Origin of the sequence: Lysinibacillus sp. FSL P4-0201 (genome assembly GCF_038593425.1) — a bacterium.
GTDB classification, from domain to species: Bacteria; Bacillota; Bacilli; order Bacillales_A; family Planococcaceae; genus Lysinibacillus; species Lysinibacillus capsici.
In genome coordinates, this window is record NZ_CP151995.1 from 2,400,329 (window position 1) to 2,425,226 (window position 24,898).

Sequence of the window (24,898 nt, forward strand, 5' to 3'; positions counted from 1 at the left end):
GCCTTGTTCAGCATTCATCCACTGTTGGTAAGCTTTTAATGCTTCTTTTTCATAGCCAAGCTATATCGATTTCAACATAGTTTGAATGATTAATTTTTCTTCTTCTGTTGAGTTTCGATTTAAACGGTCACCGGCATAAACTGCTAACTGAAACCAAACTTTTAGTGAAAGACGATTTCCTGACGTGATGATTATTTCTCGTTAAACATCCCGACAATAAATCGTACTTTCTATCTCTAGCTTTACAAAAAAACTGCCCCACACTGGTAGTGTTCGCAGAGTCTCTGTACAACTTATAACGCGAATGGCTTCCTTATCATGAATTTGTCGCGTTAATTCGCATCCTTTTTGATTTTTCATCTTCTAATATAAACATCGACAATATTTCTACGAGCTGATGCTTTTGTAGAAGCTAGAAACGTCCTTCCCCATGTCTCGTTTCAATAAGACCTAATAACTCTAAACTTCGCAATGCCTCTCTCACAGAGGATCGCCCGACACCTAGACGTTCTGAAAGGACTCTTTCGGAAGGTGACTTTTCACCAGCCTGTATTTTTTCTATTTTAATAAGTTGTCGTAATTGTTGGACGATATCTAAAAACACTTTCTTTTGTTCGGTTTTTTTATCCATACGATCAACTCCTCGGTCAATCTATTCGCCTTGGAATAATTATTGCTGTCGCTTTCCTTTCGCGCAGATAAACAATGCATCCAAAGGCTTCATCTTCATTCAGTAGGTGTTTGGATACCTACTAAAAAGAAACAAAATCCACCACCTTCAGATGATGGCGTCTCTTACTGAATGAATTCAAAAGTGGTCTGGCCACTTTTGAAGTTGGCTTTATCTTACAAAATAATTATTTGAAAGTAAAGAAAAAACTGCATAAAAATTTATGCAGTTTCTAAAATTCCCTTCAATTTCATACTCTTTTCGTCGTTTGTGCATATTTTATTTTCACTTGAGGTCTACCAAAGCGCTTTTCAAGCGTTCTCTCAATGTAAAGCAATTCATCTTCTAGTAAAAGCTCTTGAACAAGAGGAAAAACTTGCGGGAATAAGGTTACAGAAACCGTTCCTTGCTGCTTTGTTGTTTATTAAAAATGAGTAATGATTAAATTCTAAAAAAGAGCTTTTGAAACAAGAAACTGCCCTTAGAAAGTTTGGAACTTTAAAGGACAGTTCTGATTTTTAAGTATTCTATTTAGATTTTTAATATCAATCAACAATTTTTAATTTTTAACTCCTCTATCCATCCATTTAAACAGCTATTATTTTCTTCTATTTGCATTCTTACCCAATTATTTTTTTCTTTCTATTACCTCAACTATTGTATTTTTAGAAATTTTTGTTTCTTGAATAGGCTTAGATTGTCGGCTTTTCCCAAATCTTATATAACTTCCATTACGTAATATCCCTAAATCATAAGGTAAATAATCTGATTTAGATTTACGATAATTTTTTTGTATTTCTTGAACTGTTGAATGTTCAATTATACTAGATTGAATCTTATTAATTGTCTCAGTACTATAAGTGTTTAAAAACATCGAAAAAACCATTAACAAAACTTCATCTCGAATTACTGAAATAGTCTCCTTAGTAAAATCAGTTATTTCTTCAATATAAACAATACCTAATATTCCCTGAATATCAAGTCAGTTGAGTTTAGAAATTACTTTTTAATTCATTAAAGTCGATGGTGCTTCATAACTTTTTTATTTAGGTAGAAAGAACATCTGATAAAAATAAGTGCGAGTATTACGAATAATCCACCAATCCAGCTTAAATTTTCTATATTAGTATATTGAATAATGATTCCTCCTAATGCAGAGCCCAGCATCATTCCCACATTCATTAAGGCGGTATTAAAACTGAGTACTGTTTCAGAGGATTGTGGTTTTAGTGAAATCAGATAAAACTGCTTTGCTGGTGTCGTTGTCCAAGTTGCTACTCCCCAAAAAGCTAGTGTGACAAATACACCCACTGCCCTATACTGTGTAAATGCTAGTACAAATAAAGAAATGATATGAACACATAAACTTAATGTTATTGTTCGATTAGGTCCCCATCTATCTACCGCATATCCTCCAAAGCGTGAGCCAATAAAAGCAAATGTGCCTAAAACAAATAATGCGATACTTGTCATTTCTATAGAAAAACCAGCAGTATGACTTAATAATGGAGCAATGTAGGCAAACACCATCGTATAACCTAAAATCCAAAAAATCGTTGTCATTAAACCAGTTAGGACTCGTTTATCATTCATTATTTGTAGCTGTTGTGTAAATGGCAGCGGTTGGTTTCCTTTTATAGTTGGTAATAATTTATAAAGACCTATCATTAAAAAAACTGTACCAAGCACAATGATCAAGAAAATATAGTGCCAATCAAAATGTCCAGCTAAAAATGTTCCAATAGGCACTCCAAGTACTAATGAAACAGTGAAACCTGTAATGACTGTTGCCATTGCACTACCTCTTTTTTCTGGAACTGCAATTTGAGCGGCATAATTGGTGGCAACAACAATATACAACCCTCCACTCATTGCCATAATGACTCGGGATAACATAAGAATGACGAAATTATAACTGAAAAATGCAACTAGATTTCCTAGAATAAATATAGAGATGGCACTTAAAAGCACTTTTTTACGGTCAAATTTAGACGTTAGCATGACCAATACCAATGCTCCAATAGCATAAGATAAAGAATAAATCGTAATCAACTGGCCAGCTATTGAAATTGAAACATCTAATTCAAAAGAAATCAGTTCTAAAATTCCAGAAACAACAAACTCTGCTGTTCCTGTTACAAAAGCTCCTAAAGCTAAAAGTATGATGATTAGTTGATTTATATTATTTTTCAATTTGTACATCTCCTTATATTTGAACTGCTGTTTTTATTTTAAGTTCCATGTTAACATAAGTAAAATTGATGTTTTTGATAAGGGAGATGAGTAATTACTCATGACTATTGTGCGCTACGAAATCATTGCAAAAGTAGTCGAGCTAGGAAGCTTTACAGAAACTGCTGAAACATTAAATATGACTCAATCTGCCGTGAGCCATGCAGTTGCAAGTTTAGAATCTGAATGGGGAGTTTCTTTATTAATTCGTGATCGAAAAAAAGGAATAACACTTACAGAAATGGGACAAAAAATTCTGCCGCATATCAGAGAAATATTGAAAAGAGTGGAAGTCATTAATCAAGAAATTGCACTTATGACAAGCTTGGAAACAGGTATTATTCGTATCGGCACTTTTGCAAGTGCTTCTTCCTGCCTATTGCCTAAATTACTTGCAAAATTCCGGAAAAAGCATCCTAAAATAGAATTTAAATTTTATGAAGGAACCTATGAGGAAATTACGGAATGGTTGGGTTCAGGCATTATTGACATTGGATTTGTAGTAAAAGGAAAATCAAGCCCAAATTTCGATTTGGTTCCTTTGATTAAAGACAAGATGGTAGTCGCTTATCACTCTGCTCATCATTTCCGCTCTAAAGAAATTGTAGAAATGAATGATTTAATGGATGAATCCTTTATTATGCCAACAGGGATGTACCAATCACATGTTGAGGAATTATTTGCAGAAGCGCAAATTAAACCATCTATTCTTTTTGAAGTACACGACTGTACAACCATCGCTAATATGGTACAGGAAGGACTTGGCGTTACGATAGGTCCAGAATTATACTTAAAGACACAGCAAAACATAAAAATCAGCAAACTAAATATTGAAAACAGCCGTGAAGTAGCACTTGCCTGTCATTCTATTGCAAATGCTTCTCCTGCAGTTAAGGAATTTCTCCATGTGGCAAAAAATGTTTTTAAGTGAACATTTGGAGCGATTACGTTTCAAAATAGAACTTCCTTTATTCATGTAACTCATGATAAAAGGAAAGAAAAAGGAATTTTTATGTATAGGCCTTTTAGATTTATTAAAAACACCTAACAAGTGTAGTGGAACGTCCCCAAGCGCCGTTTTGGAGCCTTTCATAAAAAAATGTTTTTCAATAATTGGGCCCTTTTCATGAAGAAAGACGCTTTCCTTTTTTCAGAAAAGCGCCCGATTGTTTAATAAGACATACTTTATTCAGTATAGGAAAAAATACAATAAATTTTGATAAAGGTATAAGAGGAGGATTAAAGAAAAATAAAAAATGTTAATCACTTTTGTACTCACACTTGTTTTTATTACTTCTTTTCAATCAGCAGCTGATTCATCTTCCGAACTAACTCAAGACTCTGAAGAACTTAGATGACAGGGTAAAGGTTGTTTCATCTGTTGCGACGATTGAGTTGTTTGCTGTTGTAATTGGTTCATCTGTTGTAAAGGCTGAGTCATTTGCTGCATTGGTTGTGCCATTTGTTGTAGAGGTTGCATCATTTGTTGTGTGTTCTGTAAATTTAATTTGTTCGATATATTTTTTGTGAATTGCTGAAGATTTCCACTTTGCAACCTCTTGTTATTACCCAAGATAGCAGCTCCAATTACACCCCATGTAAGAAATTTCATTATTAAACCCCTTTTTCCGTCCCCCCTAGTTCATAGCGATTACCATTCAAGCCAGTTTTCTATGTTTGTTCATTACATATCTTCGAAGAATACTCTTTAATTTAACCCGTTATAAAAAGCACATGTTGTTCCCTCTTTGCTGTGGTTTAAATAGGTTTAATTTGGTTGTTTCTCTCGATATGAATTCTTTACCCGTTCAATTTGATCAAGGTGGTCGCGAACATGTTGTACGCGAAATTCAAGTAATTGCTTAAATGTGAATCGTTCCTGATCTATGTACATCCCCACTCGCCTGCTTTGTTCACTCGTTAGATTGTCCAAAATAGGCTGCATACTAGTACGTAACAATTTGAAAAGATGCAAATACTGTTCACGGTCCAATAAGTCATAACTCAAGGTATTCGCCCATGCATCTTGGTCAAATGAGACCAGTATTGGCTCATCCTCTGCCAATACTTTTTTTAGCCTAGGTGTGGCTGAGATCTCGGAATCCGTTACATGTATGAGAATTTGATGAATGCTCCATTTGTTTGGTGCGGGTTTGTATCGAAGCTCCTCCTCTGTTAATCCTTCGATGGCATCCCAAATCATTGTGTATCCTAAGCTGTACTCCTTTATTAAATCCTCCAATTCAGTATCTCCTTTCTCAAGTAACGCTTTTTAAAATTTTAATAAATATATATTCTTTTTTATTGGGTAAGAATCCTTGAATTTTACGAAAATTTATTAAACTAACCTGCTCCGTTAGTATAAAGCGACTGTTCTATTGAACAATCGTACACTTTAACGGAATAACTAAAATATGTCTAAGATCGCTTATAGCTAGTTGAACTATCGCTACCGTTAGTTTAACTAGACGAGCACAACCCATTATTGAGCTTTGGCATATAAGTACTTCCACCTGCTACCATTACTTTTGTTTCAACATCATAAATTGCATAATTACCTCTAAATTCTTTTTCAGTGTCTTTAAAGGAATAAAAGAAATAAACTTGCCTATCGGGGCTAATAGTACTTAATATCAATATCAGGATAGGTACGAAGAATATTTCCATCGAAAGTTATATAATTTAAACTTTCTACCTAATTAAACAATAATTTCTTTCTTACATTTACAGATGCATCAGGTATTTCTTTAAAAAGAACAGTATCCAAATACCTTTGCTGTTGCTTTGGCTTCAGCTTATATCTTTGATTAACCTCCTGATGAATAGGATATTTTAGGTCTCTTAATGCCTGGTAAAATTCATCTACAGTTTCATTAATAACTTTTTCCTTATTTGCGGGATGTAATTATTCATTTTTATCTGAAGGTGTAGTTTGTGAAAAAACAGGACTTACTAATAACATAGAAAAACTGAACAAAATATAAACACAATCAAACTATTAAGAATGGATTTTTCATTTAGATTACTCCTTTTTAGAAGTAACCCCTAGATATTCATTAGCTATCCTGCTCTGTTAGTTTAAGTAAGAAACTTCACAATCTTATTCTATGATTTCAACAATAATATCCAATTTTATTGAAAACGTTCATCAACAATCTGGCCCGCTTGTTGAACAAAAAACTCCCGCATATCAACACAGGATTTTTAATCGAACTTTGTTTTAAATGATCAATCTTTTTTATAAAACTACAATGGCTACCCATGAATTTACTTTATTCTAATTTTGAATCTTGCACACGTAACTTTATTTCGAAGTTACATTCTTCTTTCCATTAAAACTGTATCATGCCATCTCCCATCTAATTGAGCAATTTTTTCTCTTGTACCAACAATTCGAAAGCCCATCTTTTTATGTAATTGGATACTTGATGAATTGATCGCAAAGATGGATGATTGGAGTGTCCAAAACCCCTCCTTTTCACTCTCTTCAATTAGTACTTTAAATAGCTTAGAGGCAATACCTTTCCCTTTACTTTCACTCGATATATAAACACTAACTTCTCCAACTCCAGAATAGACGGAGCGTGTAGAGACGGGCGAAATACCAATCCAACCAACTACTCTATTGTTTTCTTCTGCTACAAAACGCAAGGTCGCATGGTGTCTTTCATCCCATACCTGTTCACTTGGCACTATTGTTTCAAAAGTTGCCATTCCTGTTTCGATTCCCTCTTTATAAATCTTTAATACCTCTTGTAAATCCTTCTTTTCCATTTTACGAATAATAAGTGTGTCCATCCCATTTCCCCCTTGGTATTTTAAAAGGACTGCTAGCTTGCGCTAACAGTCAAATTTTTAACAACATGTATTGGATTGATTAACAAGATTAATACTACATACGCCTGTTTCTGGTAATTCTAATTCCACACGTTTCGACGCTTCTTCATCTCCTGATAAATAGGCTGTTATAGAACGAACTTGTTCATAACCTGTGGCCATTAAGAATGTAGGTGCGCGTCCATAACTTTTTGCACCGACAATGTAGAAGTTCTTTTCTGGTTGTCGTAGTGTTTCTTCTCCATGCGCCCTTACTGTGCCACAACTATGCTCATTAGGATCAATTAAGGGCGCTAATGCTTGCACACTTTCTGTTGCTGAATCAATAGATAAACGCAGTTCATTGTTCATGGTAAAGTCAGGTCGATTTCCTGCATTAACAATAAGTTCATCGAATCCTGTAAGTACTTTTTGTCCTCCATTAATAGTACCTATAATATGAATATTCTCTTCTTTTTTCACTTGTGAAATATAGAAAGGTGTTACTACCTCAATCTTTCCTGTATCTACTAACTCATGGATGCGAATACCCAGTGCGCCACGTGCTGCCAACGCATCTTTTTCCTCCCCGCCATAGGCCTCCTCTACAGATTTTTTACGCATAATCCACAAAAGCTTTGTTGCAGGATTATCTTTTTGTAATTCAGCCAAAGCTAATAAAGTATTGATCGCTGAATGACCACCACCAATGACAGCAACCTTCTTATTTGCATATCTCTTAGGGTTCGTATTTATATCTGGAATACCATACTCAATGTGATCTGCTATTGCTTTTTCATTTTTTAGCCAAACACCTGTAGAATTTGCTGGGTTTGGATTCCCCCATGTTCCTGTTGCATCAATAACTGCTTTTGCCTCAATAATATCGATATCATCCTCTTTTTCAACATATATATTAAAGGACTGATTGAATCGATTTTTTGATTTCATTTTATCATTAAATTGTCTTGATATACCTACTACTTTTGAGTTCAATCGGATACTTGGTTTTATTTGTGTTAACTCTGCCAAAGGTTTTAAATAAAGATCTATTAATTCATGCCCCGTAGGTATTGTTTCTAAGTTAGGTTCTATCCAATCAGCCCCCTCTAATAATGATTTAGCAGCTTTATTGATGTTATAACGCCATGGAGAAAATAATGTGACATGACCCCAAGTACGAATATTGTGTGCTATTTCATTGCCAGCTTCAAGTAAAATAAATGACTGGTTCTGCTCTACTAGATGAGCAGCAGTAGCTAACCCTATAGGACCTGCACCAATTATGACAATCGGTAAATTCTTATTTGGGATATTAACACTCTCCTGTACTTCAATATCCTTAGTTGTAGTACAACAAGATTGATTTTGGTTGATTACTTTTAGTGTTTTCATATAAATTTCTCCTCTTTTCTCTATATAAGCATTTTCTTATATAAAATATATTTTTTTACGTCTAGCAGTTAGCTAGACGTAATTTATTTAAGCTTTTGTAATAGTTATGAACACACTTCAATTTCACACATGATTTTATCAATTTCTTTTATAGCTTTTTCAAATTGCAACCATGTAGAAGGGCCGTAACGCTCCATATCTCCTTTAAAGAAGAAATCAAAAGCAAATTCTTTAGCCTGTATCAATGTGTATTCTCTACTATTCATAATTAACTTTAAATAAGCGATAAAATAATCTTTTGTTAATACGCTAGCATGATTTACTGTCATTATTGTATCCTCCATTCACAGATAGAATAATTGCTAAGACAGACAGTATATTTAGAATTACTCTTTAGCAAGATGTCGGAGAGTATCCAACTAATACTAAACCTAGTTCACCATTCTCTTCTTCTGCATGGATCGTAACATCTGTTAATTGCGGTGCAATATCAGGATGAATTGCGATTTCGATACCTTCAATTGTTTGAATCGCATCTTCTGCTGCTGGTGCTTCTAAGCCTACACCTAAATTAACCCCACAGCAGCCTGTAATACCAAAGAAACGAAGTGTTTTAACCTCGGAATCAGCTAATACCTGTTCTAAATAATTTTTACCTTCTGGACTCATTTTCATTTGATTTTCTCTCCTTTTAATTCATGTAAGCCTTGTGCTCCAACCAGTGGCGTTTTTACCCATGGAATGGCCACAAATTGATTATTGCTGATGGATCTAACTTCTTTTAGCCATTTCGATTCTGCTTGTTGTTTTTGAATTAATGTTGGACTTGTTGTATAGATAGATGAAAATGCCTGATTAACAACCCACCAATCAACAGATAATCCAGCACGATGTAAATCTTCTTGTAAGCGCGAAGCTTCATAGACAGGTGTTGCTTCAGGGAGAGTTACAATGGCGACACTCGTATAAGAGGCATCACGCAACCTTGGTAACAGGTTTGAAACAGCTGGAGGAATATCCCCTTGTGAACGGCTTATTTCACGATGATAAGCTTCTGTTGCATCTAATAACAGCAGCGTATGCCCTGTTGGTGCAGTATCAATAATAATGACTTCATCTTGATGATTTTCTACAACGTTAGCAAATGCTCGGAATACAGCTATTTCCTCTGTACAAGGAGAAGCCAAATCTTCTTTCACAAATGCTAAACCTTCCTCATTCATCGTTTCACTTGCCTTTGCAAGCACTTCTGCTTCATAGTTTGCCACTTCTGCTTTTGGATCGATACGACTGATTGTTAAATTTTTAACGTTGTCATCACCGAATGTCCAATTGAGATGTGCGGCAGGATCTGTTGTAGTTAAATGTACATGAGTACCTTCTTCCGCTAATCGTAATGCAATATAAGAAGCCACCGTTGTTTTTCCAACCCCACCTTTACCCATCGTAAAAATGAGTTTCGGCTTACGCTCTAAATAATCTGCAATCATTTCTTCTATCTCAGGAATCTTAGTTACTTCATTTGATTCATCTTCATGTATAACTTCTTGGTCAGTCATCCATGCTTGCATACGCTCAATACTTGATAAAGAGTACGGTACAAAAGGTAAGTAGAATTGCTCAAATTGATTTAGTTCTTCAGGAATTCTTGCTATTGCATCAGCTTGACGTGCAATGAAAGCCTCTTCGATATCATCAGTAGAATTGGCATTGCTCATATATCCATTAATTAGTAGGGTCTGATTTTGAATACCTATTTCAAACAATTCGCGAGAAGCACGTGCTGCTTCCTTTAAAGGATTTTCTTCTGGGCGTGTCACTAACATTAACGTTGTTTGATTAGCATTCTTTAAACGTTCAACTGCCTCTTTATAGACTTCACGTTGTGGTTCTAACCCTTTTAAAGGGCCTAAACATGAAGTGCCAGTCGTATTATCATCTAGAAACGTAGACCATGCAGAAGGCAGTTGTAATAATCGTAACGTATGCCCTGTTGGCGCTGTATCAAACACGACAGTGTCAAAATTCCCAATGACTGAAGTATCAGTCAATAGTGTTGCAAATTCATTAAAAGCAGCAATTTCTACTGTGCAAGCACCAGAAAGTTGCTCTTCCATATTTTTTAATACCACTTCAGGTAGCTTTCCACGATACGGACCAACCATTTGTTCTTTGTAATGCTGTGCCGCCTGTTCAGGATTCAAATTTATCGCAAATAAATTATCTATGCCTTCAATTTTTGTTGGACTATTAGAAAAAGTTTGCCCAAAAATATCTTGTAAGTTGGATGCGGGGTCTGTACTAATTAAAAGTACCTTTTTCCCTTCATTTGCAATGGCTATTGATAGGCTACAAGCAACCGATGTTTTCCCAACGCCCCCTTTCCCCGTGAAAAATAGGAATGGGGTGTCAGGGAAATGACTTCTTGTAAAGCGTTCCATCTTAGGCTTCTCCTTTTAGTGACAAGCGTACTTTTGGCTTTTGTAGTAATTCGTCTTCTGAAAGTCCTGACCACAGTGAAAATTGTTCATTTGTTGGGTAGATCCCTTTACAAAGTAATTCTCCATCCACAAACGTTGCAGGCAAGGCATCCATTCCTTCTGACATTAATAGTTGATTGATAGCTTCGTTTTCTACAAAAGCATTTGGCTCGTTTGTAAGATTAAACCTTTCAGCTTCAATGTTTGTTTTCTTTAAATTATTCATAATAAATGACATACGCAATAATTCTGGGTCAATAGAGGGTCCACATAAGCCTGTAGAACAGCACATTGCTGGCTCATAGATATGAATTTTTTTCAATTTAATTCAGCTCCTCAGCTACAAATTGCTCAATCCGTTTTCCAATTGCATCACGTACAGTTTGGAATACAATCCATTTTTCTTCATCTGTACCTGTCGCTTTCGCAGGATCTTCAAATCCCCAATGCTCACGACGAACGTGAGGAGGTGTCATCGGGCATTTATCTGCTGCATCCCCACATAACGTGACAACTAACCTGGCGTTGTTTAATGTCTCCCTATCAATTAAATCGGATGTATGATTTGAAATATCAACCCCTACCTCGGCCATCGCTTTTATAGCATTCGGGTTTACACCATGTGCTTCAATACCCGCACTTTTAACTGTCCAATTGGTAGGTAGTAATTTCTTTGCCCATCCTTCAGCCATCTGACTTCGACATGAGTTTCCTGTACATAAGAAATAAAGTATATTTGTCATAGTAATTGCTCCTTATAATTTAATGGTTTTAAAGTATTTTTTCTGCCAACGTAGGGCAACCCATACAAGTCCTATGAGAACAGGTACTTCTACAAGTGGACCAATAACAGCAGCAAATGCCACGCCACTATGCAGGCCAAACACACCCACTGCAACCGCAATCGCTAGCTCAAAATTGTTACTTGCAGCTGTAAAAGAAAGAGCTGCTGTGACAGGATAAGATGCCCCAACTTTACGGGAAGAGAAGAATGACACAGCAAACATAATCACAAAGTAAATAAATAATGGAATAGCAATTCGCACTACATCAAGTGGCAGTTCTACTAATTGCTCACCCTTTAAAGCAAACATCATCACAATCGTGAACAACAGTGCAATTAGAGTCAGTGGTGAAATCTTCGGTAAGAACTTTTCCTCATACCAATGTTTCCCTTTTGTTTTAATCCCTATCCAACGTGTGAGGAACCCTGCAGCAAACGGGATACCTAAGTATATAAGTACGCTCTTAGTAATTTCCCACATGGAAATAGAAACACTAAAATTCTCTAAGCCAAACCAACCAGGTAATACATTTAAGAAAAAGTAAGCAAAAATTGAATACGTCACAATTTGAAAGATGGAGTTAAACGCAACTAAACCAGCTACATATTCACGGTCTCCACGCGCTAAATCATTCCATACAATGACCATTGCAATACATCGAGCTAAACCAATCATAATGAGTCCTGCCATATATTCAGGGTAATCATGCAGGAAGATGATGGCTAAAAAGAACATTAAGAACGGTCCGAGTAACCAGTTTTGAAAAAGCGATAGTAAAAGCACTTTCCAATCCTTAAAGACCCGCCACATTTCCTCATATTTTACTTTCGCTAATGGGGGATACATCATGACAATTAACCCGATAGCAATCGGTATGGACGTTGTGCCAATAGACATGGACTCTAACGCTTCACCAACATTAGGCATGGTGATACTTAATACAACACCTATTCCCATCGCAACGAATATCCAAAGGGTAAGGTAACGATCTAGAAAAGAAAGCTGTTTTGTTAAAGATTCATTACTCATTTATATTTCCCCCTACATGGCAGCAATCTGTGCTCCAGTTACAACCCTTTAAAGGCTGAATTTGTTCTAAGATGCCCTTCATCAATGGCGTTTGATCCTCTACTAAACGGTAATGTTTCCAAGTCCCTACTTTTCGTTCCGTAATAATGCCTGCCTCCTTTAATTTTCGTAAATGTTGACTAACAGCTGGTTGCGATATTCCGAGAACATCTACAAAATCACATACACATACCTCCCCATTCTTCATGCATGCAAGTAATTTAATGCGGTTTAAATCTGCAGCTGCTTTTAGTTGTTTTTCAATTAGTGTATTTTCCATTTATCTGCACTCCTTATATAATTATTTGCTTATATATTATTTTAAATAAAATCACCTCGTTAAAGAAAGGTGAATTAATCCATATATAACTATATTCTTATATTATGATTTAATGTTTTGAATTGCAACAGATTTTTACCCAATTTGAGCTAAGTGCTGCTCTTAACGGGAGTTTCCATTAACAATTGGAGAGTCCCTTTTTTAATTCGCTAAAGAGAGAAATAATAGAAATTCATATAGATTAGAACAAAGAGAGTAGACTATCCACTTAATTGCTAAAATAATATGTTAAGCGTAAGCCATACGTATCTTTTAAATCAGCATCAGTTGCCAGGATAATTTGTTTCATTGAATTTGAGATCTCCAGAATCGATACGCCAGGTTGAACAATTGAAATTCCAAATTAAGTTTAAAACCAATATTATTAAGTTATGATAATACGCTTATTTTCCAACTGCTTTTAGAATAATTGCTGCATCTTTTTAATTATGAAAATTAAAAAGTAAACATTAAAAGTTAAGACAAACATAAAATTTTCAAAAATAATTTAAAAATGGGAAATCTCCATTAATATCCCTTATAATCATATTTAAAGGGGGAAAATTCTAAATGAAAAAAATAGTTTCATATATTTTATTTGCACTCATTTTAATTTCTACAAATACGGTTAGTGCACAAAGTGTCGTTACTATCACTGGTGGGAAAATGATTGACAATCGTACGTTAGTCCCATTACGTTCAATCTTTGAAGAATTAGGAGCAACTGTAATATGGAATCAAAATACAAAAACCATTTCTGCAACTAAAGATACAACTAACATTTCATTAAAACTAGGAACGAAAACAGCTGTAATAAACGGACAAGCAGTTTCTATCGATGTTCCTGCTCAAATTAGAAATGGCACAACTTTAGTACCTTTAAGATTTATTAGTGAAGCTCTAGGTGCTAACGTTAAATGGGATAATAAAACTTTAACCGCTACAATCGAGCAAAATGATAAGACTATCTCAGTAAAGGTAGAAATTCCCAATCAAGAGGGAAATAGGAATTTTTTGAACATTACAGACGCAGAGATTAAAGAAGCAATTCAAGAAGGGAATAAAGGTGTATATCACCTCCACGATATAAGAAAAAAATATATAGTTCCTGTAGCATCAGATGGATTTGGACTAAAGTATTATCAACCTATTGTTAATATTAATACTCCATATTTAACTGTTCTATCTGTAGCCGCATTAAAAACTAATAAAAATGAAACTTTGTCTTTTTCAGAAGCTAAAAAATGGGTTGATATATATAAGCAATCAAAAAGTATTGATTTTACAATTGAGACATATGGTAATTCAATTGATGTAATATTTAACCCAATAAATATTGTTTTAAAACAAGGAGATAACTATATTTATCCATCAAGCACTATATCTTTGGGTGTTCAAAGAACAACAAGTTGGCCAAATGATCCATCATATAATGAGAATCATACCTCCTTTTTTCCAACTAATAAAATAGATACTAATCAAAATGCAACCCTTATCTTAAAAATGCCAGATAATACATTAATAACGTATAATGTTGTTTTTTCGAATTACAAATAGCATTAAAATTTTTGCAACGAAGGAAGGTGTAGCTCCTAAGGCTACATCTTTTTTATTGAATTAGTTTGGATAATATGACCATATTTTAGATATTATATTTCCGTATTTTATACGAAGTATCATTTCTTTGAATCTCTCTTATTCACAAAAAATCCGAAATTGTAAGCTTCTCTACTAGTATCCATCCTGTATTAAATACCTTTTTTTGAAAACTACTCTATGAGAAAAATTGAGACATATCATTATTCACTAAACAATATTTCAATTCGTATCAGAACACCAGAGTGTTAATTTTTTGTAATTAACTTTGAAAGTTTTGAGCACTTTATCACAGGAATACATATGTGTTCTTAAGGTATATTAAATTCTAATATTATAAATAGATTTATAATATTAGTTTTTTAAACTATTCACATTTGAATGGTGCCGATATTTATAAAATTATGAAATCACTTGGACATGAGAAGATTGAAGCTACCATTATTTATATGGAAAAGGTTCTGGAGATGGATTAAAATGCTATTCATGAGTGGGATACTGAAAGTTTTGGCGGTTATATCTAATATAAAAGATATTGATAAGTAATGTAGCAACTACAACTACTCCCCTATCACATTGTTATAGACACATGCTGGCAATCAGCATTTCAGAAGCTGCAGTGTAACCTTTGGAATCGAAAGTTTTGGTCGAGTTTAATGATTCATTACATGGGTACTACTTGGTTTTTCTGAAGGGGCATTTAATTAATAATTATCTATTTTGGAAAATAGTGTTAAACATCCGATTTATTATCCGATAATTATAATGTGTTACAAATAATGTAAAAGGAGAAGTTGTATATGAAGAAATATTTACTAACTGTAGGAATTTTAGCAAGCGGTTTGCTGGGGCTAAATACAGCTGAGGCTTCAGAGATAGAAAAAGATCAGATTGCTGTAGATCCATTAATTGAAGATTTAAAAACAAAACATCCTGATTGGACTGTTACATTAGTTACTTCAGATGAGGCTGCTAAAATTAAAGAGGAATTAAAAAACAGTCAAAATAGTCCCGTTCTAAGAGGTCCAGCACCACCTTTAACATCTGTTTATATTGACAAAGTAGTATCTCAAGTTGGAACAAGCAATCAAGTAACTGAGGATATTGGCATGCAGCAAACTTCTCATGCAGTTTCAGGAACTGTTACTGTAGCAGTTATGGAAGTTGGCTATGGAAGTGAAAATCAATGGTTAGATGATGAGCGTATTACATATCAAAATCGTGATTATAAACTTAATGAAGCTGCTATAGATTTTAATAATGACAAAATTATAGATGCGTTTTATCATACAGTAACTTTTAATTCAGACTTAAAAATTTCAAGTGGGACTTCTGCTTTATATAAGTTTAGATCAACTTCACAAAATTCCCCTTGGAATACCATTGAAAGAACGATAAATATTCCACATTTATAATGTAGGAATACTATGAAGAGAGGTGTATTTAAAGATGGTTTCTATGGAAGATATGAGTATAAGGTTAACTATCCTTCAAGGAGCTTACGGATATAAAGGTTTTACTCAACAAACTGGCGAGAATATGTATAAAACAGACTTGAAAGCTTTTCGAGAAACAATAGAAAATGCAAAAGAACCGATTGATACGAGTAAAGTTTCAAAGTTATCATCTGATCAAATCAAAGTGCTACAAGGTGCTCCAAGTGGTAGTTGGTTGATTCCTTTACTAAACAAAATGGGACAATTAGGGATGATGGATTTGCGTGATGGACTAGTTAACCCTAAAATATTCCAATATACCTCGACAATGAGTGCTTATAAAAGATCCATTTAAGCTAAGTAATATAAAAGGCATTAACGAAAAGGATTTCTCCTTTCTTGTTAATGCCTTTTAGGCAAAGACATTATTTTAGTTTTCCGAGAAAGCGCTCGATTTTTGAAAATCGTTATTCGATTAGAAACCCTACACTTATTTTTATTAGGCTTTAGGCTTCAATATTTACGTCGGTAAGAGCAGTTTTTGATATTACTGGAATAAACATTGCGACATATTGTGGTATAGAAAGTTTAAGTGGTCAAGAATATTTAGCTATTATTTCCAATTCACAAGAAAATACAACCGTTCTTTTAGTTGGAGAAGATAATGGAGATGTCTGTGAAAATAAACAGGAAAATGAAAAAGCATGTTTTAATAAATGATTAATCAAAACATGCTCATTATATATTTTAGGGAATCAAAGCGTTTAATGGCGGAATAAACCAGGGAATCTCTCAGCCAATTCCTATGGATGGGGACAACCCCTTAATCCTTTAACTGATAGAAAACCTGTTTAATTTTGCCTCAGTGCCAAGTATGGCAGTATTAAGCTCATTCCCTAGGCTATCTTGTCCCCTTCTGAAATAGAGACTGCGTAAAAAATTCTTGCTGTTCACACGAGCAATCACCTGACTGCGATTTCTCGGCAAATTGCAGCATTGCGCTAAGCAGCTAATCCAATCAGCAATTTCTTGATGTGGAAGTAATTCTTTGTGAATCATCGTATCCACGATATTGACTAACCGCTCATCATCCTCATCACTAAAAATATGTATTCCATTATGTAGCTTGCCAGAAATAGCGACAAGAACCTCACGCAGCATTGCAACGCTGCTCTCCTCGCACTGCACCAACTCAACAAAAACATCTGCACCGTGAGACGCGCTGTGAGCCCAGCCTCCTACTGAAAGGTAACCCCGCAGATCTTTCTCTTCTTTGTAATAACGTAACATTACTTGCATTAATTGCTCAATTTCTTCTTGATTTAAAAATGGATTCTTTCTGTGGTGTTGTATAATCAAAGCGATAGGCAAGGCAGAAAACGTCCTTGTAAAAACTGATTGATCATCCTCGCTGCCAATATTATAGAACAAGTGGTTCTCATCAGTCAGAACAGTTAAGAGACTACGCAACTCCTCTTCACTGAACCTATTCTCTTCCTTAATCCACATATAAAACATCGGATAAATCAAATTATCCCGCAATTCTGGATGAGGATCGCCAATATATTGGAGTAACAAAGGTAAGAAATCTTGATGCTGCTCACTTTCGCCTAACTGATACTCATTCTCCTCAATTCTTTGTAAATCTTCCATAAGTTTTAACCTTATATCGCTCACTTTCCCATCCCCTTTAACATGAATAAAATCTCTTCTATTACAATATCAGGCTCATCATGATGTATATAATGTCCACTACGATTAGCAATCCGGAACTTACTTGACGTTGACAGCCGTTGGAATTCTGGCTTGTAGACTTTGTTCAATTTTTAATATTTCTAGAGAGGGCCATCCATCTTCATAATTATCGGGTAAACCTCTTGTAATAATTGAGAGAGGGATGTCACTTTCTTTTGAATAATCAGCAATTTGCTTATAACTCTGTATTTTATCAATTTTCTCACTATTCAACATAGGATTCTCGAAATATTCCCTATTTCCTGCAAGTAGATTTTCTGGTAGAACCTTTTCATAGGCAAGTTCTTTATATTCCGGTGCAGCGTCAACCAAAACCATACCACAGATGTCCTACGGATAAAGACTGGTATACAATCTGGCGACCAAACCACAAAAGGAATGGCCTACTAATATATAAGGCTTTTCCACGTCAAGCGCTTGCACCAATTCGGAGAGCTCCTCAACAAGATCACAGCAAGTTCGCGAGACAGCTACGTCCTGACTCCTGCCAATACTTGCCCTGTCATAGGACAAGGTAGATGTTTCATCCGATATTCGGTCTTGTACTTTTTTCCATGTTTCATGGCTATCGCCTAACCTTGCAATAAAGATTACGCTGGGTGTATTTTTACGATATTTATTGAACAGTATACGCCTATCATAAACATTGATTAACTTTTTATGTTGTATCGTCACTTTTAATCACCTAATTAAATTATAAGCTTTACATTATTCTTTCTACAATATAAATAAAGGACTTTTTATGTAACGCAGTAATAATTTGCTAAAGTCCTCCGTTAGTTTAAGTGAAACTGTTCACAACTTGTAATCAGTGTTTTAGGAACTCGGATAACGCCTGTTCCTCACCATCTAACATCGAAGTAACGATTGTCATAAAATCTTCATCTCCAATTTCAAAATGACCTCGACGGAATGGTAACCCCCAATTGCGATTTCCACGCGTAAAAGTGAGCTGGTTTAACAACAATGCAATCTTAACTTCTCGACAAGGAATATAACGCATATCTCTGCGAAATGGCACAAACGACTCCGACACTTGATGTTTGTAAGCACCGTTATCCGTAACCTGACCAATAGCAGTAAATGCTTGAACGGGCTTCCCTTTGGACATGTCTGTGCGAGGGGAATAGTATATCAGCCAATCACCTGGAGACATTTTACGCAAAGGTACTGCCTTACCGTGACATAACTGTGCAAAACCACCTTCTATGGCTAAATTCACATGAGAAGCGGATACAACGCCAATCCAATATCTGCTTTTCTGACTTGTTATATTCGACATGATGCATCCCCCTACTCTTCAAATACTAAACTTTTCAACCGATCCAGTTGTAAAAAATGATGTCTGTAATGCATTTCAATCAACATAAACCATTCCTGCGCGTTTAAAGCACCGAACGCCGGATGAAGTATCTTGTTACTTACAGGCACTTGAAGTAGAACTGATTCCGTATTCCTCATCCGTTCCACTACACTGTGAAGTCCTTCTACCAAATGCTCCATGCTCTCTGGTGGTTGCGGAGTATAGTTTGGCGAAGCAGGGACCTTAATACGAACAGCAGGAAATTGTTCTAGTTTAAAAACAATCTTACCCTGCTCAGTTTTTTCCTTCGTTGGGTTGAATGTCGATTCGCTACCAGCTAAACATTGCTCGACATTATGTAGATGCATGAAAGCTGATTGAATTAAATGTACATACATCTGTCCTATGGACCAATCTTCTTCATTCAGCTTTCTATGTATTTTATCCATATTGAGTTTTGTCAGTTCTGCCAAATATCTTTCTACTGTAAGTTCAAATGACTTCAATACTTCCTTTGTACTTTTCATCCTTCAAGCAGCTCCTCTTCATCTTGGTATAGTCACAGTATAAAAGAACACTACTGACAGGTGTATGTCAGTAGTGTTCTAGAATTTTTTTCGCTACTTCCCGAATCTTGAAGCGTAAAGACTTCGGCTCAATCACCTCGATATCTCCGCCCCAGCCAAGTAAATGCTGTAATAGTTCCTCTGGATACCGAACACGAAATTGAAAGATTACCTCCTCATTCCGCTCCTCAATGGATTCAATATAAAAATTAACTGCCTCAATGATTTTGTCGGCAATTTCGGGGTTTGCCCTCATTATTATTCTTTCATCTCGATTGTCAGGTGGCCGATAGCTACTTAGGTCAAAATCATTTGGTAGAAGAAATTGATCTTCCAACACAGAAAGGTCGGACATCCGGGACAAACGGAAATGTCGCATTTCTTGCCTCATATCACAGTATGCTAGTAAAACCCAATTTTCATGGACAAGTGTTAATCCATATGGAGAGACCACACGTTTATTTTTCCGATTCCCATCTGTTCCTGGCATTTTTTTAATATACATAAAACTGATTTTGCACTGTTTCAAAATTGCATCGCGAACTTGATTAAGATACGTTTTTACCCGCTCTTCAGTTGACTGCTCACCTATATGAAGCAGTCGCATTGTTTCCCGAACAAGCCTTGACTCATTACGAACTGACTCCGACAAAGTAGCCTCGATTTTGCGTTTAGCGGACCTTGCATTAATACCATAATCTGTATCCAACCTTTGCTCGATAAAATCAGCTCCCATGAGCAGGGAGACGGCCTCTTCTGCTGTGAACCTAACCGGGGGTAGAAAATATCCTTCCATTAAGGAATAACCCTGACCAGGGGCGCCTAAAATGGGAACCCCAGCCTCACTTAGTGCTTGAATATCCCTATATATCGTACGTACACTTGTCTCAAATTGAGAAGCTAAATCTTCTGCTCTCAATGTTTTGCTTCGCTGTAATTCAAGCGTGATCGCAAGCTGCCTCTCCGTTTTATTCATTTTTTTCCTCCACAATTTCAGCATTCTATTACAATACTTGCCCAATAATTGAATAACAGCAAGCAATATTGAAGCTGTATTCCTAAAAATGAGCTGCCTATGCAACTCCGTGTTCTTCAAGCAAAGCACCCGTTTTAGCTTAAATATTTTCTTTCATATGTTTGGGGTTAATCAGATTTAATAACCTCCCATAACGCCGTTTTTTTCTATCCTATTTCAAAAGTGTTACTGCCTCTTCAAAACATGCTCTTTGGATAATGATATATCTTTTGTAGGAACTTTAACACCAAATGAAAATTCTTTTAATACATAAACGACTTGTCCCCAAAGGAAATTCCCAACTCCATCTTCTACTGGTAGTGAAGAACTAGAATCTAATGCAATATATGGATAATCTCTTGTAAAGCCAGCCTCTTCAAATGCTTCTCGTTTAGTAGGAGTCTCACCCTCTTCTCCACCACCAGCTAATCCCTACCAATATCCATAATCACTTCTCTTAAAAATTGCATATTCAACCCGTGAATGTAAACACCGAGTGCGCTATGTGCTGGCCAAAGCATCTTTTTCTTCGACCTATAGGCTTTTTCTACAGACTTTTTACGCATTCCACACTAGCTTTGTTGCAGAATTCTCTACTTGTAATTCCGCAAGTGCTAGCAATAACCGAATGGCCACCACCCAAAACTGTAATTTTCTTTCGTATTCGTATTTATAGTTGGGATACCATACTCTATGATCTGCTAATGCTTATTCATTTTGTAATTATAACCCTGTAGAAATTGCTGGATTTGGATTCCCCCCATGTCTCGTAGCATCATAACAGCTCACACTTCAATAATTAGGAAAGCTTTGTAAAAGATGTTTACAAACAACTTAAATTTAGATATACTTACAAAGTAAACAAAAAATTCTTAAGGAGGTCGAATAAAATGATCGTTATCGTTAAATTGATGTCATTGGTAGCTACAACTTCATTAGAAATGAAAATCACACATTCGACCGCATCGGAATGGATCGCTTAAGGTTTTTTTTGTAAATAAGCATACCCATACCGCAGGGAGAAGTGTGCCCCTGCGGTATTTTTGTGCCTTTTTTCGCCGTAGAGGAGTCTCTCTACGGTTTTTTTCATTTTTCATGACAATATAAGGAGGTGATAATAAATGATATTAAACTTTTTTGCGCTCACGATAACTATTACAAAACGTAAGGTCTCTCTTGAGAAAGCACTTCATGATGAATATGTGAAAAAAATCTTTGAAGAGAACCGAAAAAAAATTGACGATTATATTCGTATTCGTCAATATTAATCTTGTTAATTAAAAAACATGAAAGGTGGTAATTGAAATGTTTTATATGATCAAAAGACGTCATGCAGTTTTATGGCTGGAGAAAGACACAACCACCAGATGAAGTAATATAAAGTGATAATATAGCTAATTTTATAATCTCAGTTGAGCTAACCCGTTCTAATCTAGGACGGGTTGCTGCTTCAGGAGATATTTCGCACTTTTATTAAGCGATATGTTATGCAACTTGATGTAGTTTAAGAAAATGCGCAATTTACAAACTTGAAAGTAACTTTTTGTTTAGTCTTTTTCAATTAAATTTCCCGATTGTGGGACTACTTTAACTGCTCAAAAACTCCAATCGCAATGTTAATTAAGTTAAAAAGAAACTTATAAACTAACTATTCCAGACTACACAGTGATAATCCTTCTTGCTTAGAAAATCATTAAATCCTTATTACATTAACCTTCCCAGTTAGTTAAATACATTACTTTTCCAACTAACCTAATTTTCACATAATTCCTTTAAAAGCGATATTCAATTAAATAGCCCTTAAACTGAAAAATGAGCTTTCCTTTTTCCAGGAAAGAGTCCGATTGTTGAAGATCGTTGTTATTAAATTAAAGCACACGTTAGTTTAAGAAGAACAAAAGGTTAACGCATCGTCTAAGATTAATTTTGAAAGTTTATGGTCATTAATTACAAATGGTATTTCAGAGGGCTCTACCCAAATTCGAGCAGATGATTCATGTTCTCGGAGAAAAGGTAAGCATTCGGTAACATCCATTCTAAAAAATGCCTGATAAGCAATCAATGGATATTTTCCACTTGAATCAAAGGATAGATTTTCTTTATGGCTTACTTCAATTGAACCTATGTATTTAATTGTTCCCTTTACATACCCCTCTTCATATGTTTCGCGTAGTATAGCTTCTTCTACTTTCTCCCCAATCTCTACGTGTCCACCTGGATAATTAAACCCTCGATTTTTTATTTGTGATAATAACACTTTCCCATCTCTAAAGCACACTGCATGAACACTCGTCACTATTAAAGATTCTGTTAATTTCATTCGAGGCATCCAAGTTAGCTTCACATTATTTCCACCCCAGTCTACAAAAATCGTCTGCATATATCTATCCCATCTCCTGTTAAATGCAATTTATCACCTAATATTAACTTTCTACACTGTTTCAAAAATCCCTCTTATTCAACAAACCGGAAATAGATTTTAAAAGTGGCAAATATACGATTTTTATGTTGCATCAATTGTAGAATATATTACGAGTAACCATTCTTATGCCAATAGAATATATTTGGAATTTGCATATTGGTCCGTTTAAAAGAATGAGGCTTCTGACTCTTATTCGAGTTCTCGTCATCTAGTAAATTTAAAAGTCTTATCAGCAAAGCCTCCCTGATGATAGTAGATTTCTTGATTATTTTACAACTTTTAAAACAAGCGCTGATCCTTATTACAGAATGCACACTTTTGTTGAAGATCGTTTTTCTTATTGAACTAACGTATCTGTTCGTTAAAGGTAACTCTTCACATTTTACTTAATATTATAAAGGTGTATAGAAAGATAAGTTATAATTTAGTTTAGTAGTTGTAAAAGTAGGTTATTTATATTATTCTCTTATAATTTTTCAAAAAGGAGAGTTTATGAAAAAGATTATTGTTGTTGTATTAATGATATTTATATTATTCTTAGGATCCACAACACAAGGTTATGCACTGTCAGATTCGAAATCTGCGGCAATACAAGCGTTGCTAGATGATGCCTCTCGTATATCAGGTGTACCGGGAATTTCAATCTCAATAATTGTCGATGATGAAGTGTTCTACTTTTCTTCAGGGTATGCTGACCGTGAAAAGGGGTTGACTGCAAGTGAAAATACACTCTATGAGTTAGCTTCTGTCAGTAAAGCTTTTACTGGTATGGGTATTATGCTGTTGGAAGAGCAAGGGCTGCTCTCAATGACTGACCCTGTGCAAAAATATTTACCTTGGTTTACGTTAAAGTATCAAGGAAAACCTGTTGATACGCAAAGCCTTACACTAAATAACTTTCTTCACCATACCAGTGGTCTAACAAATATTAGGCATACTCAAAATATTCCTCAAGGCAATACACCGGATATGTTGCAAAAGACTGTGGAAATGCTCGTAGATGCTGAATTGGCGTTCCCTCCTGGTGAACAGTATAACTATGGAACCGTTAATTATGACGTATTGGGTTTGGTTATTGAGATTGTGTCGCAACAAAGCTATGAAGACTTTATGAAGGAACAAGTATTTCAGCCGTTAGGTCTTTACCAGACGTATGTTTATAAAGAAGATGCCCAAGCCACTGGACAGTTGGCACAAGGCTACCGTTCTTCCTTTTTTATGACAACTCCATTTAAAGCTCCGGATTATGCTGGGAACAAACCCGCAGGCTACATCATTTCTAATACAAAAGATATGGCACGTTGGATGGGCATACAGATGGGTATTGTGCAGGACATACCAGAAATATTTCACACGGTTATCGAAAAATCACATAGGGGTGATATGTCTGTCTCGGCTGTCAACGATATGTATTATGCGGCAGGCTGGTCGGTAAACGCCGACCAAACAATTATCGAACATACTGGGGGCAATCCAAATTTCCGAACCGAAGTAGCCATACTGCTAAATGACAGAACAGCCATCTGCTTGCTGAGCAACGGCGCAAATACCAATATAAACTTGGTACTAAAAGTTAAAGATATATTAGACGGCAATCTAACTCAGTCATATGAAATAAGTGGCACACAGCTTTTGGATATCATTTTGTCGTCTATCACTATTATTCTTTGCCTATTGGCTGTTCTGCTATTTCTCTTAGGATTACGAAAAAAGAAAATGAATAAGAGACAGCCAATGACAAAAAAGAGAATAATCATAACAGTTATTTTCCTGATGGCTACAATTGTCCTTGGTATACTGTGCTATGCTATCGATTGGTCAACAATACTTATTTGGCAAACATATAGTATTCTTACAGCGTTGATTTCGTCAGCATTATTAACAGCCAGCATTACATGGTTTGTATACACTCACCGATAAAATACCTCGCTCCCAAGATAATCATAATGTTAAGTAATAAAATATAAAATTATCGGTATGCTTAATTTGAAAAACATAAGACACTTAGGTGTCTTTTTTAATATCATCGGCAATTTTCCC

At 35.4% G+C, this 24,898-nt stretch carries 24 protein-coding genes and 3 pseudogenes; 6 read left to right on the top strand and 21 right to left on the bottom strand.

Going from position 1 to position 24,898, the window contains the following annotated elements:
• Positions 1 to 60: 60 nt before the first annotated feature.
• The 3 genes and pseudogenes from MKY76_RS11970 to MKY76_RS11980 form a co-directional block, all read right to left on the bottom strand.
• Positions 61 to 631: pseudogene (locus MKY76_RS11970) on the bottom strand (GntR family transcriptional regulator).
• Positions 632 to 1,298: 667 nt separating this feature from the next.
• Positions 1,299 to 1,556 carry a hypothetical protein gene (locus MKY76_RS11975; RefSeq protein WP_257960958.1) on the bottom strand — a complete coding sequence of 86 codons (258 nt, stop codon included), beginning with the start codon at positions 1,554 to 1,556 and terminating at the stop codon, positions 1,299 to 1,301.
• Between the two features lie 128 nt (positions 1,557 to 1,684).
• The gene (locus MKY76_RS11980) at positions 1,685 to 2,872 is read right to left on the bottom strand and encodes an MFS transporter (RefSeq protein WP_257960957.1); all 1,188 of its coding nucleotides are present in this window, start codon (positions 2,870 to 2,872) and stop codon (positions 1,685 to 1,687) included.
• 91 nt (positions 2,873 to 2,963) lie between these two features.
• Here MKY76_RS11980 and MKY76_RS11985 point away from each other — a divergent pair, with 91 nt between their 5' ends.
• Complete coding sequence (locus MKY76_RS11985) at positions 2,964 to 3,833, top strand: LysR family transcriptional regulator (RefSeq protein WP_342556584.1); 870 nt, start codon at positions 2,964 to 2,966, stop codon at positions 3,831 to 3,833.
• A 402-nt stretch (positions 3,834 to 4,235) separates the two neighbouring features.
• On the opposite strand, the gene MKY76_RS11990 is transcribed toward MKY76_RS11985, so the two are convergent.
• The 11 genes from MKY76_RS11990 to MKY76_RS12040 form a co-directional block, all read right to left on the bottom strand.
• On the bottom strand, positions 4,236 to 4,514 hold the full coding sequence (locus tag MKY76_RS11990) for a hypothetical protein (protein ID WP_066036725.1): 279 nt from the start codon (positions 4,512 to 4,514) through the stop codon (positions 4,236 to 4,238).
• A 156-nt stretch (positions 4,515 to 4,670) separates the two neighbouring features.
• Positions 4,671 to 5,144 carry a DinB family protein gene (locus MKY76_RS11995; RefSeq protein WP_066036724.1) on the bottom strand — a complete coding sequence of 158 codons (474 nt, stop codon included), beginning with the start codon at positions 5,142 to 5,144 and terminating at the stop codon, positions 4,671 to 4,673.
• A gap of 1,073 nt (positions 5,145 to 6,217) precedes the next feature.
• Complete coding sequence (locus MKY76_RS12000) at positions 6,218 to 6,700, bottom strand: GNAT family N-acetyltransferase (RefSeq protein WP_315058453.1); 483 nt, start codon at positions 6,698 to 6,700, stop codon at positions 6,218 to 6,220.
• A 57-nt stretch (positions 6,701 to 6,757) separates the two neighbouring features.
• A complete protein-coding gene (locus tag MKY76_RS12005) occupies positions 6,758 to 8,113 on the bottom strand; it encodes an FAD-dependent oxidoreductase (RefSeq protein ID WP_342556585.1) in 1,356 nt (451 codons plus the stop codon).
• Between the two features lie 104 nt (positions 8,114 to 8,217).
• A complete protein-coding gene (locus tag MKY76_RS12010; protein WP_103118155.1) occupies positions 8,218 to 8,442 on the bottom strand; it encodes a hypothetical protein in 225 nt (74 codons plus the stop codon).
• 64 nt (positions 8,443 to 8,506) lie between these two features.
• The gene (locus MKY76_RS12015) at positions 8,507 to 8,788 is read right to left on the bottom strand and encodes a Fe-S cluster assembly protein HesB (RefSeq protein WP_103118156.1); all 282 of its coding nucleotides are present in this window, start codon (positions 8,786 to 8,788) and stop codon (positions 8,507 to 8,509) included.
• Entirely contained in the window at positions 8,785 to 10,554 is a 1,770-nt protein-coding gene (gene arsA, locus MKY76_RS12020; RefSeq protein ID WP_342556586.1) for an arsenical pump-driving ATPase, read from the bottom strand. Before arsA ends, MKY76_RS12015 begins: the two co-directional genes overlap by 4 nt.
• Position 10,555: 1 nt before the next feature.
• Positions 10,556 to 10,915, bottom strand: a complete 360-nt coding sequence (gene arsD / locus MKY76_RS12025; RefSeq protein WP_103118158.1) for an arsenite efflux transporter metallochaperone ArsD — start codon at positions 10,913 to 10,915, stop codon at positions 10,556 to 10,558.
• Position 10,916: 1 nt separating this feature from the next.
• Positions 10,917 to 11,336 (bottom strand): arsenate reductase (thioredoxin), encoded by a 420-nt coding sequence (arsC, locus tag MKY76_RS12030; RefSeq protein ID WP_103118159.1) that lies wholly within the window; start codon positions 11,334 to 11,336, stop codon positions 10,917 to 10,919.
• A gap of 12 nt (positions 11,337 to 11,348) precedes the next feature.
• Positions 11,349 to 12,407 carry an ACR3 family arsenite efflux transporter gene (gene arsB, locus MKY76_RS12035; RefSeq protein WP_342556587.1) on the bottom strand — a complete coding sequence of 353 codons (1,059 nt, stop codon included), beginning with the start codon at positions 12,405 to 12,407 and terminating at the stop codon, positions 11,349 to 11,351.
• Positions 12,400 to 12,726, bottom strand: a complete 327-nt coding sequence (locus MKY76_RS12040) for a metalloregulator ArsR/SmtB family transcription factor (protein ID WP_305193220.1) — start codon at positions 12,724 to 12,726, stop codon at positions 12,400 to 12,402. Before MKY76_RS12040 ends, arsB begins: the two co-directional genes overlap by 8 nt.
• A gap of 609 nt (positions 12,727 to 13,335) precedes the next feature.
• Between MKY76_RS12040 and MKY76_RS12045 the strand changes: the two genes are divergently transcribed.
• The 3 genes from MKY76_RS12045 to MKY76_RS12055 all read left to right on the top strand — a co-directional run bounded on the left by MKY76_RS12045 (position 13,336) and on the right by MKY76_RS12055 (position 16,152).
• A complete protein-coding gene (locus MKY76_RS12045; protein WP_342556588.1) occupies positions 13,336 to 14,322 on the top strand; it encodes a copper amine oxidase N-terminal domain-containing protein in 987 nt (328 codons plus the stop codon).
• Positions 14,323 to 15,161: 839 nt separating this feature from the next.
• Positions 15,162 to 15,776 carry a DUF4879 domain-containing protein gene (locus MKY76_RS12050; RefSeq protein ID WP_103118161.1) on the top strand — a complete coding sequence of 205 codons (615 nt, stop codon included), beginning with the start codon at positions 15,162 to 15,164 and terminating at the stop codon, positions 15,774 to 15,776.
• A 34-nt stretch (positions 15,777 to 15,810) separates the two neighbouring features.
• Positions 15,811 to 16,152, top strand: a complete 342-nt coding sequence (locus tag MKY76_RS12055; protein ID WP_103118162.1) for a hypothetical protein — start codon at positions 15,811 to 15,813, stop codon at positions 16,150 to 16,152.
• A gap of 476 nt (positions 16,153 to 16,628) precedes the next feature.
• Here the strand turns inward: MKY76_RS12055 and MKY76_RS12060 are convergent, their stop codons facing one another.
• The 6 genes and pseudogenes from MKY76_RS12060 to MKY76_RS12085 form a co-directional block, all read right to left on the bottom strand.
• Entirely contained in the window at positions 16,629 to 17,474 is an 846-nt protein-coding gene (locus MKY76_RS12060; RefSeq protein ID WP_048395851.1) for a DUF2785 domain-containing protein, read from the bottom strand.
• Positions 17,471 to 18,227, bottom strand: a pseudogene (locus tag MKY76_RS12065) (alpha/beta hydrolase). Before MKY76_RS12065 ends, MKY76_RS12060 begins: the two are co-directional and overlap by 4 nt.
• Positions 18,228 to 18,360: 133 nt before the next feature.
• Positions 18,361 to 18,834, bottom strand: a complete 474-nt coding sequence (locus tag MKY76_RS12070) for an EVE domain-containing protein (protein ID WP_342556589.1) — start codon at positions 18,832 to 18,834, stop codon at positions 18,361 to 18,363.
• A gap of 11 nt (positions 18,835 to 18,845) precedes the next feature.
• Complete coding sequence (locus MKY76_RS12075) at positions 18,846 to 19,382, bottom strand: DinB family protein (RefSeq protein ID WP_312752970.1); 537 nt, start codon at positions 19,380 to 19,382, stop codon at positions 18,846 to 18,848.
• Between the two features lie 67 nt (positions 19,383 to 19,449).
• Positions 19,450 to 20,397: a YafY family protein gene (locus MKY76_RS12080; RefSeq protein ID WP_315058483.1), complete on the bottom strand. Its 948-nt coding sequence runs from the start codon at positions 20,395 to 20,397 to the stop codon at positions 19,450 to 19,452.
• Between the two features lie 211 nt (positions 20,398 to 20,608).
• Positions 20,609 to 20,901: pseudogene (locus MKY76_RS12085) on the bottom strand (hypothetical protein).
• A gap of 656 nt (positions 20,902 to 21,557) precedes the next feature.
• Between MKY76_RS12085 and MKY76_RS12090 the strand changes: the two are divergent.
• Positions 21,558 to 21,704 carry a YrzI family small protein gene (locus MKY76_RS12090; RefSeq protein ID WP_081011020.1) on the top strand — a complete coding sequence of 49 codons (147 nt, stop codon included), beginning with the start codon at positions 21,558 to 21,560 and terminating at the stop codon, positions 21,702 to 21,704.
• Between the two features lie 617 nt (positions 21,705 to 22,321).
• Here the strand turns inward: MKY76_RS12090 and MKY76_RS12095 are convergent.
• On the bottom strand, positions 22,322 to 22,816 hold the full coding sequence (locus MKY76_RS12095) for an NUDIX domain-containing protein (protein WP_342556590.1): 495 nt from the start codon (positions 22,814 to 22,816) through the stop codon (positions 22,322 to 22,324).
• Positions 22,817 to 23,350: 534 nt separating this feature from the next.
• Here MKY76_RS12095 and MKY76_RS12100 point away from each other — a divergent pair.
• Positions 23,351 to 24,778: a serine hydrolase domain-containing protein gene (locus tag MKY76_RS12100; RefSeq protein ID WP_342556591.1), complete on the top strand. Its 1,428-nt coding sequence runs from the start codon at positions 23,351 to 23,353 to the stop codon at positions 24,776 to 24,778.
• Positions 24,779 to 24,898: the final 120 nt, after the last annotated feature.